Source organism: Qipengyuania triglochinis (genome assembly GCF_054655615.1).
In genome coordinates this window covers 61,601-80,104 of sequence record NZ_BAAHND010000001.1, presented here as the reverse complement: position 1 = coordinate 80,104, position 18,504 = coordinate 61,601, and the positions used below count along the sequence as shown (strand labels likewise).

General features: G+C 60.0%; 21 protein-coding genes. 9 read left to right on the top strand and 12 right to left on the bottom strand.

Annotation, left to right across the window (positions count from 1 at the left end; all coding sequences use genetic code 11):
- Positions 1 to 71 precede the first annotated feature (71 nt).
- Positions 72 to 443 (top strand): VOC family protein, encoded by a 372-nt coding sequence (locus tag ACYQ0G_RS00420; RefSeq protein ID WP_460098191.1) that lies wholly within the window; start codon positions 72 to 74, stop codon positions 441 to 443.
- Between the two features lie 59 nt (positions 444 to 502).
- Here the strand turns inward: ACYQ0G_RS00420 and ACYQ0G_RS00415 are convergent, their stop codons facing one another.
- The 3 genes from ACYQ0G_RS00415 to ubiA are packed head-to-tail and all read right to left on the bottom strand — an operon-like array spanning position 503 to position 2,494.
- Positions 503 to 955, bottom strand: a complete 453-nt coding sequence (locus tag ACYQ0G_RS00415) for a tRNA (cytidine(34)-2'-O)-methyltransferase (RefSeq protein WP_460098189.1) — start codon at positions 953 to 955, stop codon at positions 503 to 505.
- Position 956: 1 nt separating this feature from the next.
- Complete coding sequence (locus ACYQ0G_RS00410; protein WP_460098188.1) at positions 957 to 1,577, bottom strand: SOS response-associated peptidase family protein; 621 nt, start codon at positions 1,575 to 1,577, stop codon at positions 957 to 959.
- Positions 1,577 to 2,494 carry a 4-hydroxybenzoate octaprenyltransferase gene (ubiA, locus tag ACYQ0G_RS00405; RefSeq protein WP_460098187.1) on the bottom strand — a complete coding sequence of 306 codons (918 nt, stop codon included), beginning with the start codon at positions 2,492 to 2,494 and terminating at the stop codon, positions 1,577 to 1,579. Before ubiA ends, ACYQ0G_RS00410 begins: the two co-directional genes overlap by 1 nt.
- Before the next feature lie 113 nt (positions 2,495 to 2,607).
- Between ubiA and ACYQ0G_RS00400 the strand changes: the two genes are divergently transcribed.
- Genes ACYQ0G_RS00400 through ACYQ0G_RS00390 form a run of 3 tightly spaced genes read left to right on the top strand, consistent with a single transcriptional unit; the run spans position 2,608 to position 5,100 of the window.
- Complete coding sequence (locus tag ACYQ0G_RS00400; RefSeq protein ID WP_460098186.1) at positions 2,608 to 3,363, top strand: 16S rRNA (uracil(1498)-N(3))-methyltransferase; 756 nt, start codon at positions 2,608 to 2,610, stop codon at positions 3,361 to 3,363.
- A 41-nt stretch (positions 3,364 to 3,404) separates the two neighbouring features.
- On the top strand, positions 3,405 to 4,775 hold the full coding sequence (locus ACYQ0G_RS00395) for a glutamate--cysteine ligase (protein WP_460098185.1): 1,371 nt from the start codon (positions 3,405 to 3,407) through the stop codon (positions 4,773 to 4,775).
- A 22-nt stretch (positions 4,776 to 4,797) separates the two neighbouring features.
- Entirely contained in the window at positions 4,798 to 5,100 is a 303-nt protein-coding gene (locus ACYQ0G_RS00390; protein WP_460098184.1) for a putative quinol monooxygenase, read from the top strand.
- Positions 5,101 to 5,118: 18 nt separating this feature from the next.
- Here ACYQ0G_RS00390 and ACYQ0G_RS00385 read toward each other — a convergent pair whose 3' ends face one another.
- From ACYQ0G_RS00385 to ACYQ0G_RS00370, 4 genes are all read right to left on the bottom strand, one after another.
- Positions 5,119 to 6,471, bottom strand: a complete 1,353-nt coding sequence (locus ACYQ0G_RS00385; protein WP_460098183.1) for a PQQ-binding-like beta-propeller repeat protein — start codon at positions 6,469 to 6,471, stop codon at positions 5,119 to 5,121.
- Between the two features lie 17 nt (positions 6,472 to 6,488).
- A complete protein-coding gene (locus tag ACYQ0G_RS00380; protein WP_460098182.1) occupies positions 6,489 to 7,262 on the bottom strand; it encodes a tetratricopeptide repeat protein in 774 nt (257 codons plus the stop codon).
- Positions 7,263 to 7,398: 136 nt separating this feature from the next.
- Positions 7,399 to 8,502, bottom strand: coding sequence for a glycosyltransferase family 4 protein (locus ACYQ0G_RS00375; protein WP_460098180.1), 1,104 nt, complete (start codon positions 8,500 to 8,502; stop codon positions 7,399 to 7,401).
- Entirely contained in the window at positions 8,499 to 9,368 is an 870-nt protein-coding gene (locus ACYQ0G_RS00370; RefSeq protein ID WP_460098178.1) for an alpha/beta fold hydrolase, read from the bottom strand. Before ACYQ0G_RS00370 ends, ACYQ0G_RS00375 begins: the two co-directional genes overlap by 4 nt.
- A 79-nt stretch (positions 9,369 to 9,447) precedes the next feature.
- Between ACYQ0G_RS00370 and ACYQ0G_RS00365 the strand changes: the two genes are divergently transcribed.
- Together ACYQ0G_RS00365 and astD are read left to right on the top strand one after the other, a co-directional pair.
- Entirely contained in the window at positions 9,448 to 10,845 is a 1,398-nt protein-coding gene (locus ACYQ0G_RS00365) for a protein adenylyltransferase SelO (RefSeq protein ID WP_460100568.1), read from the top strand.
- An 81-nt stretch (positions 10,846 to 10,926) separates the two neighbouring features.
- Positions 10,927 to 12,375 carry a succinylglutamate-semialdehyde dehydrogenase gene (gene astD, locus ACYQ0G_RS00360; RefSeq protein WP_460098177.1) on the top strand — a complete coding sequence of 483 codons (1,449 nt, stop codon included), beginning with the start codon at positions 10,927 to 10,929 and terminating at the stop codon, positions 12,373 to 12,375.
- Positions 12,376 to 12,486: 111 nt separating this feature from the next.
- Here the strand turns inward: astD and ACYQ0G_RS00355 are convergent, their stop codons facing one another.
- Positions 12,487 to 12,948 (bottom strand): glycine zipper 2TM domain-containing protein, encoded by a 462-nt coding sequence (locus ACYQ0G_RS00355; protein WP_460098175.1) that lies wholly within the window; start codon positions 12,946 to 12,948, stop codon positions 12,487 to 12,489.
- Positions 12,949 to 13,128: 180 nt separating this feature from the next.
- On the opposite strand from ACYQ0G_RS00355, the gene rarD reads away from it, so the two are divergent.
- Positions 13,129 to 14,037, top strand: coding sequence for an EamA family transporter RarD (gene rarD, locus ACYQ0G_RS00350; RefSeq protein WP_460098173.1), 909 nt, complete (start codon positions 13,129 to 13,131; stop codon positions 14,035 to 14,037).
- Here rarD and pyrC read toward each other — a convergent pair.
- Positions 14,015 to 15,061, bottom strand: coding sequence for a dihydroorotase (gene pyrC / locus ACYQ0G_RS00345; protein ID WP_460098171.1), 1,047 nt, complete (start codon positions 15,059 to 15,061; stop codon positions 14,015 to 14,017). The genes rarD and pyrC overlap by 23 nt on opposite strands.
- 39 nt (positions 15,062 to 15,100) lie before the next feature.
- Between pyrC and ygfZ the strand changes: the two genes are divergently transcribed.
- Positions 15,101 to 15,835 (top strand): CAF17-like 4Fe-4S cluster assembly/insertion protein YgfZ, encoded by a 735-nt coding sequence (ygfZ, locus tag ACYQ0G_RS00340; RefSeq protein ID WP_460098169.1) that lies wholly within the window; start codon positions 15,101 to 15,103, stop codon positions 15,833 to 15,835.
- 11 nt (positions 15,836 to 15,846) lie between these two features.
- On the opposite strand, the gene ACYQ0G_RS00335 is transcribed toward ygfZ, so the two are convergent.
- Positions 15,847 to 16,437 carry a TetR/AcrR family transcriptional regulator gene (locus ACYQ0G_RS00335; protein WP_460098168.1) on the bottom strand — a complete coding sequence of 197 codons (591 nt, stop codon included), beginning with the start codon at positions 16,435 to 16,437 and terminating at the stop codon, positions 15,847 to 15,849.
- A gap of 99 nt (positions 16,438 to 16,536) precedes the next feature.
- Here ACYQ0G_RS00335 and ACYQ0G_RS00330 point away from each other — a divergent pair, with 99 nt between their 5' ends.
- Positions 16,537 to 17,421 carry a metal-dependent hydrolase gene (locus ACYQ0G_RS00330; RefSeq protein WP_460098167.1) on the top strand — a complete coding sequence of 295 codons (885 nt, stop codon included), beginning with the start codon at positions 16,537 to 16,539 and terminating at the stop codon, positions 17,419 to 17,421.
- A 65-nt stretch (positions 17,422 to 17,486) separates the two neighbouring features.
- On the opposite strand, the gene ACYQ0G_RS00325 is transcribed toward ACYQ0G_RS00330, so the two are convergent.
- Both ACYQ0G_RS00325 and rpmA read right to left on the bottom strand, forming a co-directional pair.
- A complete protein-coding gene (locus ACYQ0G_RS00325) occupies positions 17,487 to 18,026 on the bottom strand; it encodes a GNAT family N-acetyltransferase (RefSeq protein WP_460098165.1) in 540 nt (179 codons plus the stop codon).
- A gap of 208 nt (positions 18,027 to 18,234) precedes the next feature.
- Positions 18,235 to 18,504, bottom strand: a complete 270-nt coding sequence (rpmA, locus tag ACYQ0G_RS00320; protein WP_460098164.1) for a 50S ribosomal protein L27 — start codon at positions 18,502 to 18,504, stop codon at positions 18,235 to 18,237.

The window sequence follows — 18,504 nt, the reverse complement described above, 5'->3', positions numbered from 1 at the left end:
GAGTTGTGCATCGCTTTCGCCGCAGCCTCTCCAACCGGGAGGGGCACGGCGCAAAACAAAGGAGATGCACAATGCCTACCGGACGCCTTGAACACGCCAATATCTCGGTAACCGATCCCGAACGCAGCGCCGCTTTGTTGATCGAAATGCTGGGCTGGAAAGAGCGCTGGCGCGGCCCTTCGATGAAATACGGCCGCTCGGTCCATGTCGGTGCGGAACACGATTATATCGCTTTGTATACCGGCGATCACGTGTCGGGAGGATACGCCAAGGGCAACCCGCTCAACCATCTGGCCTTCACGGTTTCCGATCTCGATGCCGCGGAAGCCACCGTCAAACGACACGGTCTCGAGCCATTCGGCCATGATGATTACGAGCCGGGCAGGCGGTTCTATTTCTTCGACTGGGACGGCATCGAATTCGAGGTGATCAGCTATGAATGAGATGATCCTGCGCCGTCCCCTGTTTGCGGTGTCTCCCGCCGGGAAGCCTCAGCGTGATGCTAAGCCGGAAGGGTCCCGGTCTGGCGCAACGCCTCGGTCAGGGCGATTGCCGCACTCGTCGCGAGGTTGAGCGAACGCACCTGCCCCCGCATCGGGAGGCGCACACTCGCGTCGACCGATGCGCGCACATCGTCGGTTACCCCAGCGCTTTCCTTGCCGAACAGCAATATGTCATCCGCCCGATATTCGAAATCGTAGGACGATTGCGTGGCGCGCGTGGTGAAGAGCACGAGGCGGCTGCCCTGCCGGGCTTCGCGGAATGCTTCGAAGGATGAGTGACGGACCACTTCGACGTGGTCGATATAATCCATGGCCGCACGGCGCACGCGCTTGTCGTCCCAAGGGAAGCCAAGCGGCTCGATCAGGTCGACGCCTGCGCCCATGCATGCACCAAGCCGCATGACTGCGCCGACATTCCCGGCGATTTCGGGTTCGAACAAAGCTATTCGCATGTCAAAGCAATCCCATCTGTCCGCGGCCTGACCATGGCTCCGGCGTCCGGTCGAGTGCAAGATCGCCTTCCCAAGGCTGACACAGGGTAAAGGCCTCATCAGGTGTACCGCCGGTCCATCGCGCGAGGTCGGTATCGGCCAGGAGGACAGGCATGCGGGTGTGGCATTCTGCCGCAGCACCGCAGGCGTCGGTCATCACCATGGAATAGCACGGCCCCCACTCATCCGAATTGCGCCAGATGCCTGCGATCGCAAACAGCTCCGCATTGGGACGCGTTAGCCAGGTGCGGGTCTTGCTGCCTGCCGCGCCTTCTGCCTCGGCCCAGGCCGTTACCGGGATCAGGCAGCGCCGATCCTCGAAGCTGGAGCGCCAGAAGGCGGTGCCGAGCTTGTCGGTCCGTGCATTGTTGACCGGCTTGGGTTTCAGCGTCTGGCCGCTCTTGCCCGTCATCACGAGGGGGAAGCCCCAATTCATTTGCGTGAGCTTGCCTTTCGCCACCACTGCGCCGGGATAGCCCGGAAAAACCTCGTCACCGAAGTTCGCCCCGCCCAGTTCGTTCGCGGCGCTGAACCAGGCGGCGACCTCGTTCTTGTTCTTGGTCATTCGGTAGAGATTGCACATCAGGCATTCCCCACCACGAAGCACGCCGCTGCCACCAGCGCGCCAGCCCAGCGATTGGAGCGGAACCTTTCGAGCGGATTGCCTGCATCCGAACCGTCGAGCGTCGCAACCTGCCAGGCGAGATGACCCGCTGCTGGAACTAGCGCCAGCAGGGCAATCCAATCCGCGCGATAGAGCCAGAAGGCCAGCGCCCATAAGACGACCGCGCCAGCGTAGAACAAGGCAACGCCGCCCTGCACCTGCCCTCCAAGCCTCAGCGCGGACGAACGGATACCCACCAAGGCGTCATCCTCGCGGTCCTGCATAGCATAGATCGTGTCGTAGCCGATCACCCACAGCGCGGCCCCCGCGTACATGGCGGCAAGCGCGTCAAGATTGTCGGTCCGCAGCTCGGTCCAGCCCACCAGCAGCCCCCATGTAAAAACGAGGCCGAGCCAGGCCTGTGGCCACCAGGTGATACGTTTCATGAAGGGATAGGCAGCCACCAGCACGAGGCTCGCCAAGGCCACGATCTGTGCCTCGATGCGCAGTTGCAGCAAAACCACCAGCCCCACGAAACTCAGGGCGAGAAGCCAGCCCCAGGCCAGCTTCTTCGACACTCGTCCGCTGGCGACCGGGCGGCTGGCAGTGCGCGCAACTTGTCGGTCCAGCTTGGCATCGACGATGTCGTTGTAGACACAGCCGGCCCCGCGCATCGCTATGCTTCCCAGCAGCATCCAGCCGAGCAGTGCCCACTGCCAGCCTGCACCTGCGAGCCAGACACCCCATACGCAGGGCCAGAAAAGCAGCCACCAGCCGATCGGCCGATCGAACCGCGCCAGTTGCGCCAGATCGCGTGGCCGCTGCGGCAGGCGCGCGATCAGGCCGCGATGTTCTGTGTCGGGGACGATATCGGTAGGAGCGGCGGGTTCGGACATCGTATCGCTCCTAGCGCCGTCCTCCAGTCCCGTCATCCCTGCTCGCACCCGCCCTCACGAAAGGTGGAATTCCTCCTTTCGTCATCCTGCACATCTGAGCTAGGAGCGCGCCCATGTCCGCCACCCCCGCCTGGCCGCCCAAGAGCGCCCCTCGCCTTTTCGTCGATGAATCTCTTTCCGAAGGGGTAGACGTCCGGGTCGAGGGCAATCAGGCGCATTACCTTAGCAAAGTCATGCGGATCGCGCCGGGCGATACGGTGATCATCTGCGACAACAAGACCGGCGAATGGGCTGCCGAAGTCGTGGATGCTGGCAAGCGTCATGTCCTCCTGAAACCGCAGCAACATCTGCGGCCGCGTGAAGAAGTGCCCGACTTCTGGCTATGCGCCGCCCTGCTCAAGAAAGACCGCTTCGATATGGTCCTGGAAAAGGCCACGGAGCTTGGCGTGGACCGAATCCAGCCGGTCGTCACCAGCCGGTGCGTGGCCGACAAGCTCAATCCCGAGCGCGCCAATACGATCGTCACCGAAGCTGCCGAGCAATGCGCGCGTACGGCTTTACCCGATGTTGGCGAGCCGCAGAAACTGGATGCGCTGCTGCGCGACTGGCCGAAAGAGCGGATCCTTTTCTTTGCCGATGAAGAAGGCGGCGAAGCGGCGGCCGACGCCTTTTGCTACGCCGATGGCCCGGCCGCCCTACTTACCGGACCCGAAGGAGGCTTTACCGATCAGGAACGCGCCGCAATTCGCGCCCATCCTGCCGCACGCGCCATCAGCCTCGGCCCGCGCATCCTGCGCGGCGAAACGGCGGCGCTGGCAGGAATAGCCGTGTGGATGGCCGAAGCGGGCGACTGGATCGGCGAGGAATAAATTACTTTCCTCGCAAGGACGGCTTGCCTAACGCGAGCCTTATGAGCACGCGTGACACCTCTGCCAAAGACGATCCGATCATCGAAAGCCGCGACCAACTGGTTGCGCCGATGCGAGGCGGCGAGAAGCCGAAAGAGGCCTGGCGCATCGGCACCGAGCACGAAAAGCTGGTCTTCCATAAAAGCGATCACCGCGCCCCATCCTATGATGAACCCGGCGGTATCCGTGACATCCTCCTGAGCTTGCAGGAGTTCGGCTGGAAGCCGGTTGAGGAAGGCGGCAAGGTCATCGCCATGTCCGGCGAAGACGGGACGGTAAGCCTCGAACCCGCAGGCCAGCTGGAACTGTCGGGCGCACCGCTGGAAAACCTGCACCAGACCTGCGCCGAAACCGGCCGTCACCTCGATCAGGTCAAGAAGGTGGGCGAGAATTGCCAGGTCGGCTTCCTCGGTCTCGGCATGTGGCCGGACAAGACGCGCGAAGAGCTGCCGATGATGCCCAAGGGGCGCTATGACATCATGAAGCGGCACATGCCGCGCGTGGGCTCGCTTGGCCTCGACATGATGCTGCGCACTTGCACCATCCAGGTCAATCTCGACTATTCGAGCGAGGCGGACATGGTGCAGAAGTTCCGCACCGGACTTGCGCTTCAACCGCTCGCCACGGCGCTGTTCGCCAACTCGCCTTTCACCGAAGGCAAGCCCAACGGCTACCTCTCCTATCGCAGCCATATCTGGTCGGACACCGACCCCCATCGTACCGGCATGCTGCCCTTCGTTTTCGAAGATGGCTTCGGCTACGAACGCTGGGCTGATTACATGCTCGATGTGCCGATGTATTTCGTCTTCCGGGACGGGCAATATATCGACGCAGCCGGTCTCAGCTTCCGCGATTTTCTCGAAGGCAAGCTCGAAGTCCTGCCGGGCGAAAAACCGACAGAGAGCGATTGGTGGGACCACCTTTCCACGGCCTTCCCGGAAGTGCGCTTGAAAAGCTTCCTCGAGATGCGCGGTGCCGATGGTGGCCCGTGGAGCCGGATTTGCGCCCTGCCCGCATTCTGGGTGGGCCTGCTCTATGACCAGAACGCACTCGATGCGGCATGGAATCTCGTCAAGGACTGGACAATGGAAGAGCGTGAGACGCTCCGTAACGCCGTCCCCAAGGAAGCGCTGGGCGCTGCGATACCGGGCGGCGGCAAGTTGCGCGATCTCGCGAAAGAAGTCCTTGCGATCGCCCGGTCAGGCCTTGCTGCCCGCGGGCGCCTGAATTCTTCGGGCGATAACGAGACCGGTTTCCTGGAAACGCTCGACGAAATTGTCGCGACCGGGAAGGTCCCTGCTCAGGTCCTGCTCGATCGCTACAACGGCGAATGGAACGGCGACATCAGCCGGGTGTATAAATACAGCTTCTAATCGATAAAAAGGACTGCGCGGAATGATCCAGATCAACGGCACCATCAATCTGGGCCGCACGATCGATGCGGCGATGCAGAAAGCGCTGGTCGATATGGTCCGCGCCAGCCGGGCAGAAGACGGTTGCCTTGACTACGCCTTTGCGCGCGATCTTGCCGATCCCGATCGGCTTATCCTGTTCGAACGCTGGCGCGATCAGGCGGCGCTGGATGCGCATGGTCGTTCCGCACATATGGCGGAATTCCAGAAGTTCATGGCGGCTAATCCGCCATTGTCCCGCGATTTCAGGGTTTATGAAACCGACGAGGGTCAGCCTCTCGACTGACCCGCTTCGGCGTCAGCATCAGCGGAAAGCGGTAATCCGCCCGCTGTCGTCCAGCACGTAAAGCGTGCCGTTGGCCACCACCGGCGGCAGACTGATCGACTCGCCCAGCTCCCGATAGAGCGAGGCAGAACCTTCGCCGGTGCTGACCGTCCAGATTTCGCCATCAGAGTTCACGGCCCATAGATTGCCGCCCGCAAGCACCGGCCCCTGCCAGAAGATCGGGTTCTTCTTCTTTTTCTCGTTCTCGAAACGCGCGAGCTGCGTCAGCCAGCGCACCTTACCGGTGCTACGGGCGATCGCCATCATGCGTGCATCGTCGGTGAGAGCGAAAATCCAGTCACCGGCGATAGCAGGTGTGCTGATACCGGCTACGTTGAGTTCCCACAGGCGCTGGCCCGTGACGAGTTCGTAAGCAGCCATGCGGCCGCCCTGACCAAGCGCGAACACTTGCCCATTGTCGATGATGGGATCGGCATCGATATCGGATAAAGCCCCGACCTGCGTCGAGATCGATGTCCGTGCCAAGGCATCTGCCCATAGGCTGCGGCCGTTTTCGTATCTGTAGGCCACCAGTTCGCCAGAGGTATATCCACTGACCACGGTGCCGTTACCAGCCGCAGGAGCTGCCACGCCGAATACGCCGGCCATCGTGGTCGATCCGGATTCCTGCCACGCCAGTTTGCCATCGGTCGCATTGAGAGCGAACAGCTGATTGTCCTGGCTCATCACGAAGATATTGCCGAAAGCCACGGTCGGCGATCCGCGCAAGGGACCGCCGGGCTTCACCTTCCAGAGCTGGGCACCATTGCTGGCATCGAGTGCGAAGACATTACCTGCACCATCGGTGCCGTAAATCTTGTCATTGTCGAAGCTGACCCCTCCGCCAAAAGCGGATGGACGCATATCGTCGGTCAGATCGGCTTGATAGGTCCAGATGCGTGAACCGCTCTGCGCGTCGAAGGCGGTAACCTGGCCATCGGTTCCGACGGCGAACAGTTTGCCGCCGCCGACAACCGGGGGCGCGCCAAGACGCCGCTTGTTGCTGGCTCCGGCGATCTGTGCGGTAAAGGCTTGGGTAGGCGTCGCTGAAAGCGCGAGTTGGCCATAGCTCTTGCTCGCCGTACCGCCCGCTTGTCCCCATGAAGCGTTTGTCTGCGCAGCCGGAAGAACAACGGCAGTTCCCGCTAGCGCCGGATCGACCTTAGCCCCGCTCTCGATGCGCGAGAGGATCGGCTGGCGTTCGCCCAGCGTCGGAGTGGTCTTCTTGCCGTCACCCCCGCCGAACAGGCCGCCGCTGCAAGCCGCAAGGGCGAGCGTCCCGGCTGAAAGAAGCGCGCTGCGCAAGATGGTCTTGTTCATGGTCTGGCTCATCAAATTTCCGTTTCGTGTCACTCGCCGCTGGGCGAGGGATCGTTAACCCGCTGTGTATCGAGCAGGTCCTGAACATCGTCGACAGCATCCACACCCAGAATGCCGGCCATGTTGAGCATGCGTGCCCGTGCCGATTCGGGCGTGTTCTCATCGCGGGAAATCTGCGCGAACAGGGCGCCCGCTTCGCTACGCTTGTCCTGCGCAAGATAGGCATGGGCCAGCAACTCGCCCGCACTGGCGAAGAAGGGTTCGCCTGGCACGGCCAACGGCTTCACGGCGGCGATGACGTCTTCCGGCTTCATGCTGTCGAACAAGGTCGCAGTGCGCCGGACAGTGGCCAGATCTCGCAGCGCCTGGGGAGCTGCTGCATCGTTCGCCACTTCGCCGAACAGCTTGCCAGCTTTCTCACTGTCACCCTGCTCTGCGGCAATGCCGGCAGCGAGCATCTTGGCGCTCACGGCCGGGGTGCCCGTCCCTTCGAAATCTTCAAGACGACCAGCCGTTGCATCGATATTTCCGGCATCGAGCTGATCCATCACGGTTACGAGCTGCTCGCTCGACCGTTCGATTTCGGCTTCCTGCTGGTTGTGCCAGTAAAGGTAGCCGCCGAATGCAGCGAGGCCGAGGACAACAACCGCAAAAAGCGCCTTGCCATATGTGCCCATGAAGCTTTCGAGATCGCCCTGGCGGACAGCATCGTCCACCTCGCGCATCAGGGCTTCCTGTTCGGCCGCATCGGCTTTCGCCCGTTTTTCTTCGCGGCTCAGTTCGGTCTTGGGTGTGCGTGCCACTGCGGCGCGGTCTCCGGTCCTTGAAATTCGGTTGCGCGGGTCTTTAGGCACCCCGCCGCGAATGGGCAATGCCTAGGACAAATCGCGCCCTTGCCTGTCCCCGTCCGCGTGAATGCACCATGAAAAACTTAAACGCCTAAAATTCACGCTTCATAGCGCTGGCATATAGGCGGCGGAAAGTAGCGATGGTTTTCGCGCGATCGAGTTCCTGCACTGCACGCAACCGGTTCGCTTCGCCGATTGCACTTCGTAGCGGCTTGTCCTGTGCAAGGCTGCGCAGATTGGCCGCCAGCGTGCTTTCGGCGTTGGCATCGAACAACCATTCGCGATTGGCTTCGGCGAGCAACTGATCCGCTTCGCCGTCGCGTACTGCGAGTACCGGTACCGCTGCAGCCATCGCTTCGACCAGATGGACTGGAAACTCTCGGCAAGGCGTAGTCTTAACAAAGATATCGAACAAGCCGATGACCTTCGTGGCGTCGCGAGGAATGCCGGGGAAATAGACCCGATCCACCAATTCAAGCCGGTCGATTTCCGCGTCCAGTGCAGCGGTCTGGATATTCTCGCCCAGAACGATGAGCTGCCAGTCAGTTTCCATTTCGGCGAAGGCGCGAAACAGCATGGACACCCCTTCCTGATCGGCACTGTCAGCCCATACACCGACCCACATCTCACCGGGATGCTTGATCAGGCGAAAACCATCGCGCTTGGGTTTTTTCGCAAAAGCTTTGGTGTCGATCCCCGGGCTGATCCGCTTCACCCGCCCCATGGGCTGCTGCCAGTCGACCAGTGCGGCTTCTTCCAGCCGTTCACTCGGTACAACAATTCCTGCAGACTTCCCGAGAGCGATCCGCCGATACCACGTGCGCTTCAAACTGCGCTTCTGGTCAGGATCATGCTCATGATGGATCAGCGCGGGCAGATTCATCACATCTTTGAACATGGTGTGCGCCATGGCGACGTCGAGAGCGCCGAGTCCGTGAGTCAGAACCAGATCGAACGCTGTCATCGCGCGCGCCATCTTCTGCATGCGTCCGGGAAGCGGCAGGCCTTCGAGAGCGGGAAAATTGTTGGCCGGTTTGATATAGGAAGTGGCCTGCAGCCCCTCTGGCAGCGTCCCATCCAATGTAACCAAAGTGTGCCGAAGCTTGCCACCGAACGCGCCGATCAGTTCGACCGACTCTGCTGTGGGCAGCACATGGAGAAGATGTGGCGGCAGATCGCCTGACGAGGAACTCATCCGACGCTGGCCAACAGGGCATCAATGGCACTGCGCACTTCCGGCTCGTCAAGAGTGGGGGCATGCCCCACTTCCGGCACGATCACGGTGTCGGCATGAGGGGCACGGCGCTGCATCTCGGACAATGTTTCTTTACTGAGGAGCGTCGACAGTGAGCCGCGAACCAGAACCAGGGGCTTGTCCGCCAGCGCTTCGAATCCGGGCCACAGATCGGGCGGCACGGCGCTCTTATCCGCTTCGTTGAAAGGTTCGGCGATCTTCATGTCGTAGTCGAAGGCTATTCGGCCGTTGTTGCACAGGGTCATGGTCCGCTTCGCCATGCCGATCCAGTCGTTGGTATCGAAGGAAGGGTGCGCCTCTCCGTGCGCCTCCTCAAGACTGCGCGCAGCATGCATCCATGTCGGGAAACTACCGCCCTTCCCCAGATATGTGCGGATGCCTTCGATTCCCTGCGGGTCCACGACCGGACCGATATCGTTGAGTACCGCACCGGCAATCTTTCCCGGCACGAACTGGGCCATCAACATGGTCATGATGCCGCCCATCGAGGTGCCTATCGAAACAAACCGGTCGATCCCTTCCTGTGCCAGAAGTGCCATCACGTCGGAAATGTAGTTAGGGACCGCATAAGTCGCGCTATCGTCCGCGTAGGCGCTCTGCCCGCGGCCGCGCATATCCGGCACGATTACGCGGTGTCCCTGGCTCACGATGTGCGGGGCCAGATTGTCGAAATCCCGGCTGTTCCGAGTGAGACCGTGCAGACATACGACAGGGATTTTGCCACTTTGGTTATCGGCATAATCCCGGAAGTACAGCTCCAGCCCATCGGGGCTCTGCCAGCTGCGTTCGCTATAATCGCTTTCCATGACCGCTCCGGTAGCGCGGCTTCACGCAAATTTCGAGAGACGACTTGCATGCAGCCTGCACGACGCCCATCCCAAGCAGATGCCGAGTGCACCCAACCCTTCCCCCTATCGCCCTGAGACACCGATCCTCGACCTTGCCGGATGGCTCGGCGATGAAGTTGCTCCGGCCCCATTTCCAGAGACTACCTTGCGCTTCCGCAATGATCGCTGGGCACAGGCGGTAGGCCTCGACAGTTTTTCGGACGAGGAGTGGTTGAAGCATTTCGGTAGCTTCGCGCCCCTGGCGGACAATCTGCCTGTTCCGCTCGCCTTGCGGTACCACGGACACCAGTTTCGCGTGTACAATCCCGATCTTGGAGACGGGCGAGGCTTCCTCTTTGCTCAAATGCGGGATGGAGATGAGCGCCTGCTCGATCTAGGAACGAAAGGCTCCGGCCAGACCCCCTGGAGCAGAGCTGGCGACGGGCGACTTACCCTTAAAGGCGGTGTGCGGGAAATACTGGCCACCGAAATGCTGGAAGCCCTCGGCGTCAATACCTCAAAGACCTTCAGCATTGTTGAAACCGGCGAAGAACTTGTCCGCGGTGACGAACCCTCTCCCACGCGCTCGGCGGTGATGACTCGGCTAAGTCATGGACATATCCGCATCGGCACATTTCAGCGGCTGCTCGCGCTTGAAGAAAGCGCTCACATGGAGCAATTGGTCGATTACTGCCTCACGCAATTCCCCGGCCCGCCTGCCTCTGCGGACGCTCCGGGAGCTGACCAACCTGCTGTCAGGCTGATGCATCTCGTAGTGGAACGGCTTGCCGACCTTGCTGCCAGCTGGATGGTGGCCGGCTTTGTTCATGGCGTCCTCAACACGGACAATATGAATGTCTCGGGCGAAAGCTTCGACTATGGGCCGTGGCGCTTTCTGCCTAAATGGGACCCGGGCTTCACAGCCGCATATTTCGACCACACCGGGCTTTATGCATTTGGCCGCCAGCCTGAAGCGCTGCACTGGAATTGCGGCCAGCTTGCGATTGCGCTGCGCCTTATCACGGACGCGCCGCCGCTAATCGCCGCGATGGAGCGGTTTGGGCCACTCTACATGGCCGCCGTTGGAAAGCGCTGGTGCTGGCGTCTTGGCGTCGAAAGCCGTGGGGTCGAAGAGGATGGCAAGCTGGTCGGGGCATGCGAGGCACTGCTTTCTCAGAATGGCGAACAGCCAGATGCCTTCTTCCATCGTCATCGCGGAGGCCGGAATGCGACGGGTGAGCTCGGAGAAATTCTCGCACGCTATCGTTCGGTAAAAAGCGAGCACGCCTATTGGTCGCAAGCTGATCCCGAGAGCATGCTTGTCGAGGAGGTCGAAGCGATCTGGTCCGCGATCGATCAGCGTGACGATTGGCAGCCGCTGCATGGTAAGGTGGCCAGGCTTCGCCGGATGGGAGACGCCCATGGCCCTGCTCCGGAACCGGCAGCAAACAGCTAGCGTTCGCGATTTGACGCCGCCTATGTGGAAGCACATAGGCCAGTAAAAGCAAGATAACGGGTTTAAGGACAGGATATTCCAGTGTCAGACAAAATGATTTCGACCGAACCGGCAACCGGCAATCAGATCTGGCGCGGCAAGGTAGGCAATGTCGAACAAGCGATGGAACGCGCTCTTGCGGCAAAGACAGCCTGGGCGCGGGAATCCACTGCTCGGCGGATGGAGTTATTACGCCGCTTTGCCAATGAAGTCCTGAAACACGCAGACCCCTTCGCCGAATTGATTGCGCGTGAGACGGGCAAGCCTTTGTGGGAAGCTCGCACCGAGGTCGAGGCGGTGAAGAACAAGATCGAGATTTCAATCACAGCTTTCGCGGAGCGTACCGGGCAGAAGAAACTCGACAGCGCGCTACAGGGCAGTGCCGCCTTACGCCACAAGCCTCACGGCGTGATGGCCGTCCTTGGCCCCTATAACTTCCCCGCACATCTTCCCAACGGCCATATCGTACCAGCCCTGATTGCAGGCAATGTTGTGGTGTTCAAGCCGAGCGAAAAGACGCCGGCCGTCGGCGAATTTCTAACCAAGCTGTTCCACGAGGCCGGGATACCGGAAGACGTGGTCCAATGTGTTCACGGCGGGGCGGATATCGGCAAGGCGCTGGTTGCCCATCCTGCAATTGATGGGCTGTTGTTCACGGGCTCCGCCCCGGCGGGGATTGCGATCAACAAGAAGCTGGCGAGCGACCCAGGCAAGATCGTTGCCCTCGAGATGGGCGGCAACAATCCCATTGTAATGCTTGAAACGCCGAAGATCGAGGATGCTGCGGTTACGATAATCCAGTCCGCTTTCACCACTGCCGGCCAACGGTGCACCGCGGCGCGGCGGCTAATTGTCCCTGACAGTTTTTACGACCAGATCATTCCCGCAGTAAAAATCTTGGCAGAGCGCTTGCTGGTGGATGAACCCTTCGCCGATCCCCAGCCATTCATGGGCACCGTCATCGATAACGAGGCTGCCGAACTACTGGTCGAGAGTCGCGAGGCTCTGCTTGAGCATGGGGGTCAGGACATTCTTGCTATGACCCGCCCGCAGTCCGATCTGCCTTTCCTCACCCCGGGGATAATCGATGTGACCGCAATCGCCGACCGGCCCGATGTCGAATTGTTCGGTCCGCTTCTGCAGGTTATCCGGGTGCCGGATTTCGACGCGGCGATCGCCGAAGCCAACAACACTCGCTATGGCCTGTCGGCATCCTTAATCGGCGGAAACCCTCAGGACTTCGATCGGTTCTGGGCAGAGATCCGGGCTGGCATCGTTAACTGGAACAAGCCGACAAACGGGGCATCCTCCGCGGCTCCGTTCGGCGGAATCGGACTCTCCGGTAATCACCGCCCAGCCGCATTCTATGCAGCCGACTATTGTGCCTACCCGGTGGCGAGCACCGAAATGGAACAACCGCGCGCCAGCATTGGTGTGGGATTGAAGGATACCAACCAGCCGGTTCGCAAATCGAAGGACGCTCACACCTAGGCAATAGAAAGGGCGCCGCCCGCCCCTTTTTGCAAGGGTTCGGACGACGCCCACTGCGACCCGAAGGCCGCCTCCAGGCTGCGGGTGGGCACAGCCTGAAGCTCGTCTAAATCAACCGCAGCGCGTGCTGGATCTATCGATAGTGCGGCCAAGAAGCGCACCGGCGGCTCCGCCGAGGATAGCGCCGAGGGTACGGTCGCCATTCTGGCCCGCGACTTCGTGGCCAAGCAAGGCGCCTACTCCGGCACCGACAAGGAGGCCGGTCGTGCCGTCATCCTTGCGACAATAGTAGCGATCGTCCCGGCCACGCCAGATACGGGTATCGCGGCGAACCGGCTGACCCCAATTGCGATCGTAACCTGAATAATAGGGGCGGCGCTCGCCATAACGGCGGTCGCCCCGATAGTCGCGGTGGCGTTTCCATTTCCTGCCATGCTCATAGACCATATTTCCGGTAACGGCAGCATGCGCCTGAGGAGAAGAATGCGTCGGTACCGCCGCGGCTGCCGGAACGCCCAAGGAAAGGCCGGTGGCGGCTAGGGCGATTGAGATGGTCTTAATGAGTTTTGGCATTGGTAATTCCTTTCGGCCGTGTTCGACTCGTTTCCCTGTCTGACGTTCATGATTAGGCGTCCTTTTCTGAACGGAAAGCAACCAACCTGAAGAAAATCGATTTTTCGTTGAGCCGTGCATCTAGCCGGGGCGAGATGAAGCTTGCGGCAATATGGCAGCGGGCCTACTCGCCACCAATTCATGGAACCGACAGCAAAAGAGCACCCAAAGACCGGCCTCGGCGCAGCAATTGGCGCCTATGTCATCTGGGGATTTCTGCCGCTTTACCTCATTCTGGTGCGACAGGTTCCAGCGCTAGAATTCGTAGGCTGGCGGATCATCTGGACACTCCCGCTCTGCATCGTGATCGTTCTCGTCCGCAAACAGCTTCCGCAATTGCGTGAGGCACTTGGCAGCCCAAAAACGATGGGATGGCTGCTCGTTTCTGCGACGCTCATCGCGGTAAACTGGGTGGTCTATGTCTGGGCGATCCAAAACGGCAATGTCTACGCAGCAAGCCTGGGCTACTACATCAATCCGCTCGTCAATGTTCTTCTTGGCACGCTCCTGCTCAAGGAAAAGCTTTCCCGGCTGCAATGGCTGGCAGTGGGACTTGCCGGGGTCGGTGTGTCTTTGCTCATGGGCGGCGCGCTCACCACGCTATGGATCAGTCTGACGCTGGCGCTCAGCTTCGGAACCTATGGCTTGATCCGCAAGCAGCTTGATGTGGGGGCGCTGCCTGGACTTACGATCGAATCATTGCTTCTGCTTATCCCGGCAGCAGGTGTGACCTGGTACTATGCTGGTCTTCCGGCGGGGTCCGGCTTCGCACAGAGTATCGGCTTAAGCCTTGCAATCATGCTGGGTGGCGTATTGACCGCGATCCCGCTGTTGATGTTCGCCATTGCCGCAAGACGTCTTCCTTATTCAACGCTGGGCTTCATCCAGTTCCTGGCACCCAGCATCGTCTTCGTTCTCGGTCTCACCGTGTTCGGCGAAGATTTGAAACCTGCTCAGGCCGCGTGCTTCGCATGCATTTGGGCTGCGGCGGCCATCTTCGTTTGGGACCTGTGGTCCCGCTCCCGGGTCAGGAAGCCAACCGCCATTTGAGCATCTCGCCAGCATGGAAGGGTACCACGGGCGCCTCGCCGCCATCGACTTCGGCAGGCACGGTAACATCCACCTTTTCCAGCGTAATCGTCTCTTCGTTTACTGGAAGGCCGTAGAATGCAGGTCCATTCAGGCTGGCAAAGCCCTCGAAGTGCTGGAGCGCCTCTTCTTCATCAAAAACCGTGACATAGCTTTCCAAGGCGTAGGGTGCATTGAATATCCCCGCACAGCCACAATCGCTTTCCTTCGCATGGCGGTGATGGGGCGCGCTATCAGTGCCCAGGAAGTATTTTTGCGAACCCGACGTTGCAGCCTTACGTAGCGCCAGCCGATGCTCCTCGCGCTTGGCCACAGGCAGGCAGAACATGTGTGGTCGGATGCCGCCGACAAGGATCGCGTTCCGATTGATATGCAGATGCTGGGGAGTGATGGTAGCTCCCACGTTCGGGCCTGCCGCATCGACGAAATCGACTGCCTGCCTGGTGGTTATATGTTCGAAGATAACCTTCAGGTCGGGCATACGATCGATCAACGGAGCCAAGATGCGCTCTATGAAAACCGCCTCGCGATCGAAGATATCGATATCGGGGTGAGTGACTTCGCCATGCACGCATAGTGGCATACCGATCGCAGCCATGCGTTCCAGAACCGCTTCGATCTTGGCGATATCGGTTACGCCGTGTGACGAGTTGGTTGTGGCGCCTGCCGGATACAGTTTCGCCGCGGTCAGCACTCCGCCGGCAAAACCAGCAGCGAGGTCATCGGCAACCGTTTCATCGGTAAGATACGCCGTCATTAGTGGCGTAAAGTCCACACCATCCGGGACGGCTTCCAAAATTCGCTCGCGATAACTCTCTGCCAGCTTGGTCGTCGTGACAGGAGGCGCAAGATTGGGCATCACAATCGCACGAGCAAACTGCCGCGCAGTGTGCGGAACCACGGCGCGCATAGTAGCGCCATCGCGAAAATGCAGGTGCCAATCGTCAGGGCGGCGAATGGTTAGCGAGTCGGCAGGCTTGGTCATGATGGTTGCCTATGGCCGCAGGGGACCTATCTGTCACCCATGACAGCAACACGCCTGATGAACCGCGCCGTGATCCGTGTCAGCCCTCAGGGCGAAGGCGAGGATGTGCCAGCTTTCCTCCAAGGTCTTCTTACGAATGACGTGACCAAGGCACTGCCGGTATATGCCGGATTGCTGACCCCCCAGGGCAAGGCGATGTTCGACATGATCGTCTGGCCTGCTGCCGAAGGGGCGCTTCTACTCGATTGCGAAGCCGACCATGCAGAAGAACTGGCGAAAAGACTGTCGCTATATCGGCTGCGCCGCAAGATCGACATCAAGGTGGACGAGAGTGTTGCGGTTCACTGGCAGGACCACCCAGGCGATGGAGGTGCACCTGATCCTCGGTTGGCAGCGCTCGGTCAGCGCTGGCTCGCCCCGGCGAGTAACGAAGACGAATCTGCCGACGATGCCTATCGTGCTCATCGCTTGTCCTTGGGAGTACCAGAAGGCCGGGGCGAACTGGCGGACATCCTTTGGCTGGAAACCAATGCAGTCGAGCTGCACGGAGTCGCGTTCGATAAAGGCTGTTATATCGGTCAGGAAAATACTGCGCGCATGAACTGGCGCAGCAAGGTAAATCGGCGGCTTATTGTCGTTCCACTCAATCAGTCGGACGAAAAGCGCCGCAAGGTGGGATACGATGACCTTGGGCTCGCCGTCGACCATCTGCGCATTGCCGATATTGGTCCCGATAGAGCACCGGAATGGCTGGCTAACTCGTTGTCAGACTGATCGCGCCGCCGTCACGCTTGCGGTTCCAAAGCCCCTGTAAGCATTCGTTCTGCCCGGTCCCGAGCCGCGGTATCCGGAAGACCGAGCGAGCGCGAAAGAGCAGTACCGATCAGCGCATCGCCTAGCGCCATCAAAACCAGTCCGAGTGTTTCCTCGTGCACCTGGAGGGGTTTGTCCAAATGTAAGGCCTCTTCGGGAGCAATTTCGTCGACCAATTCGTGAATGGTTTCCACGATTGGCGTCAAAGCATCTTCGTTTCCGGTCAGGATCATCCAGCTAGCGAGCGCCCCTGCTCCTTCCTTGTCGAACGCGTCGAAAGCAAGATCGACCACTTCACGTGGATGGCCCAGCCCCGCTCTGCTTGCGCGTACGGCATCCGCAATCGTCGAACAGACGGTCTCTGCCAGATGGCGGGCGAGCTCTTTCTGTAGCCCTGCTGCCGAACCGAAATGGTGCAGCAGATTGGCGTGAGTCCGCCCGATCCGCGAAGCCACAGCTTTTAACGTGACAGACTGCGGCCCCGTTTCGATGAGAAGAATGCGAGCAGCCTCAAGGGCGGCGAGACGTGATTCTTCGGGGGACAGACGCTTGCGAGTGGCCATTCGCTGAATCGTTATCGCATTGGCGCGCTTTCGCAACCCTACGGGCCGAATTATTGACACCAATGTCAGTAAGCACTATTTACTTTGCTGTAAGTGATCATGGAGATTGCCTTGAACACTCTGGCATCCAACAAACCGATTTCCTCCGCGCCCACCCCCGCTGATTTGACCATCACCGTGCGTGACGAGCGCTTCAATCGGGCGACCAAGCCCGATCGCTGGTGGGCCGGCGACGCGTTTGGCACCGCTTGGCACAATGCGCTCTCTGCTACATTCCCGCGTGGAGAAGCCTTCTTCATCGAAGCCGTAAAAGCCCACCGCGATGGAGCAGAACCACGGCTGGAAGCGGAAATTCGCGCTTTCGTCCGTCAGGAAATCAATCACACCCGTGAACACATCGCCTTCAATCGACTGGCTGCCGACCATGGCTACGATATCAAGGTGATCGACAAGCGCGTGGAAGAATTGCTCGCCATGACGAAAGACCGTCCGGTCATCTTCAATCTGGCCAGCACGATGGCGCTCGAACATTACACCGCGATGATGGCCGCAGAATTTCTGGCCAACCCTGCTCATTTCGATGATGCCGATCCTGAAGTGCGCGCGATGTGGGAATGGCATGCCGTGGAAGAGATCGAGCACAAGGGCGTCGCTTTCGACACGTGGAATCATGCGACCAGGAATTGGTCCAAGGTGAAGCGCTATAAGTTGCGGACGCTGATGATGCTGATCGTCAGCTATCATTTCTTCCGTAATCGCTGGACCGATTCGCTCGAACTGCTTGCTCAGGACGGTATCACCGGCTGGAAGGCAAGATGGGGCCTGTTTAAGTACCTTACCATTTCGCCCGGTGTCGTCCGCCGTATCTTCCCTGCATGGCTCGCCTATTTTAGGCCTGGGTTTCATCCGTGGGACCATGATGATCGTGCGTTGATCGGCAGGTATGAAGGTGAGTTCGAAGCCGCACTCATCCCTGCCGAATAATACAAAGCGGCCCGGTTTCGAAAAGCCCCCACGACTCGGAGTCGCGGGGGCTATTTCGTTTCTGCTCAAGCTGCTTGTAAGCTTGGCCCGGCGTCAGCTGCCAATTCTAAGACATAGGTAAGGCATTCCGCTTCCTCACCGCGCCCGCAGCTATGCCGCCTCACCGTTTTGCCGGTTGGTCGGAACCCCAGTTTGCGCAGAACCCTGCCCGACGCGGGATTATCGACAAAATGACCACCTTCGATCCGGTCGTGACCAAGGAGCCGGGCAACTTCAAGTACGCCCCGTGCTGCTTCGGTAGCGTAGCCTTGCCCCCAGAAGGGGCGCGCAACCCAATAACCAAGCTCGATGCCGTCGCCCGAATTACCAAGACCCGCTCCGCCGATAATGCGCGAGCCGCCATCTCCCGGAAGGGTGATCAGGAAGCTTGGCATCTGGGGATTTTGATCCATCGCCACGAATTGACGCGCATGTTCCGGCAGGTAAGGCCAAGGCGCGCGTGCGAGGTTACGGACGACGCCTTTATCGGCGATCCCCCCAAACAGCGCTTCAGCATCTTCTGGCCAGGCCGGCCGCAACAGCAGCCGCTTAGTAACATGGAACATCGGTATTCTCCCGGTTCATCCACGCTCCGGGCTCCTAGGCCGGACACGTGACAATTGCGTGGCGGCGAAAAGCTATTTCGCCTGCGATGGTGAAGAGGGAGAAACGACAAGAGGGAGACGGGTCGGCCCCATCTCCCTCTTCGTCTGCCGGTTCGTTAAACCGACTGGGACCGTCCCGCTTGGACGATCCCGTTATCGGAACGTCCGGTTATTCGGCTGCTTCCGCCATTTGATCGACGGATACATATTTGCGGCCGAGTTTGCCCGAGTGGAATCGAACAGTGCCGTCGGTCAGCGCGAACAGCGTGTGGTCCTTGCCCATGCCGACGTTTACGGCCGGGTAGAACTTCGTGCCGCGCTGACGCACGATAATGTTGCCAGCGACAACGTTTTCGCTGCCGAACTTCTTCACACCAAGACGACGACCGGCCGAATCACGACCGTTACGCGACGAACCGCCTGCTTTTTTATGTGCCAT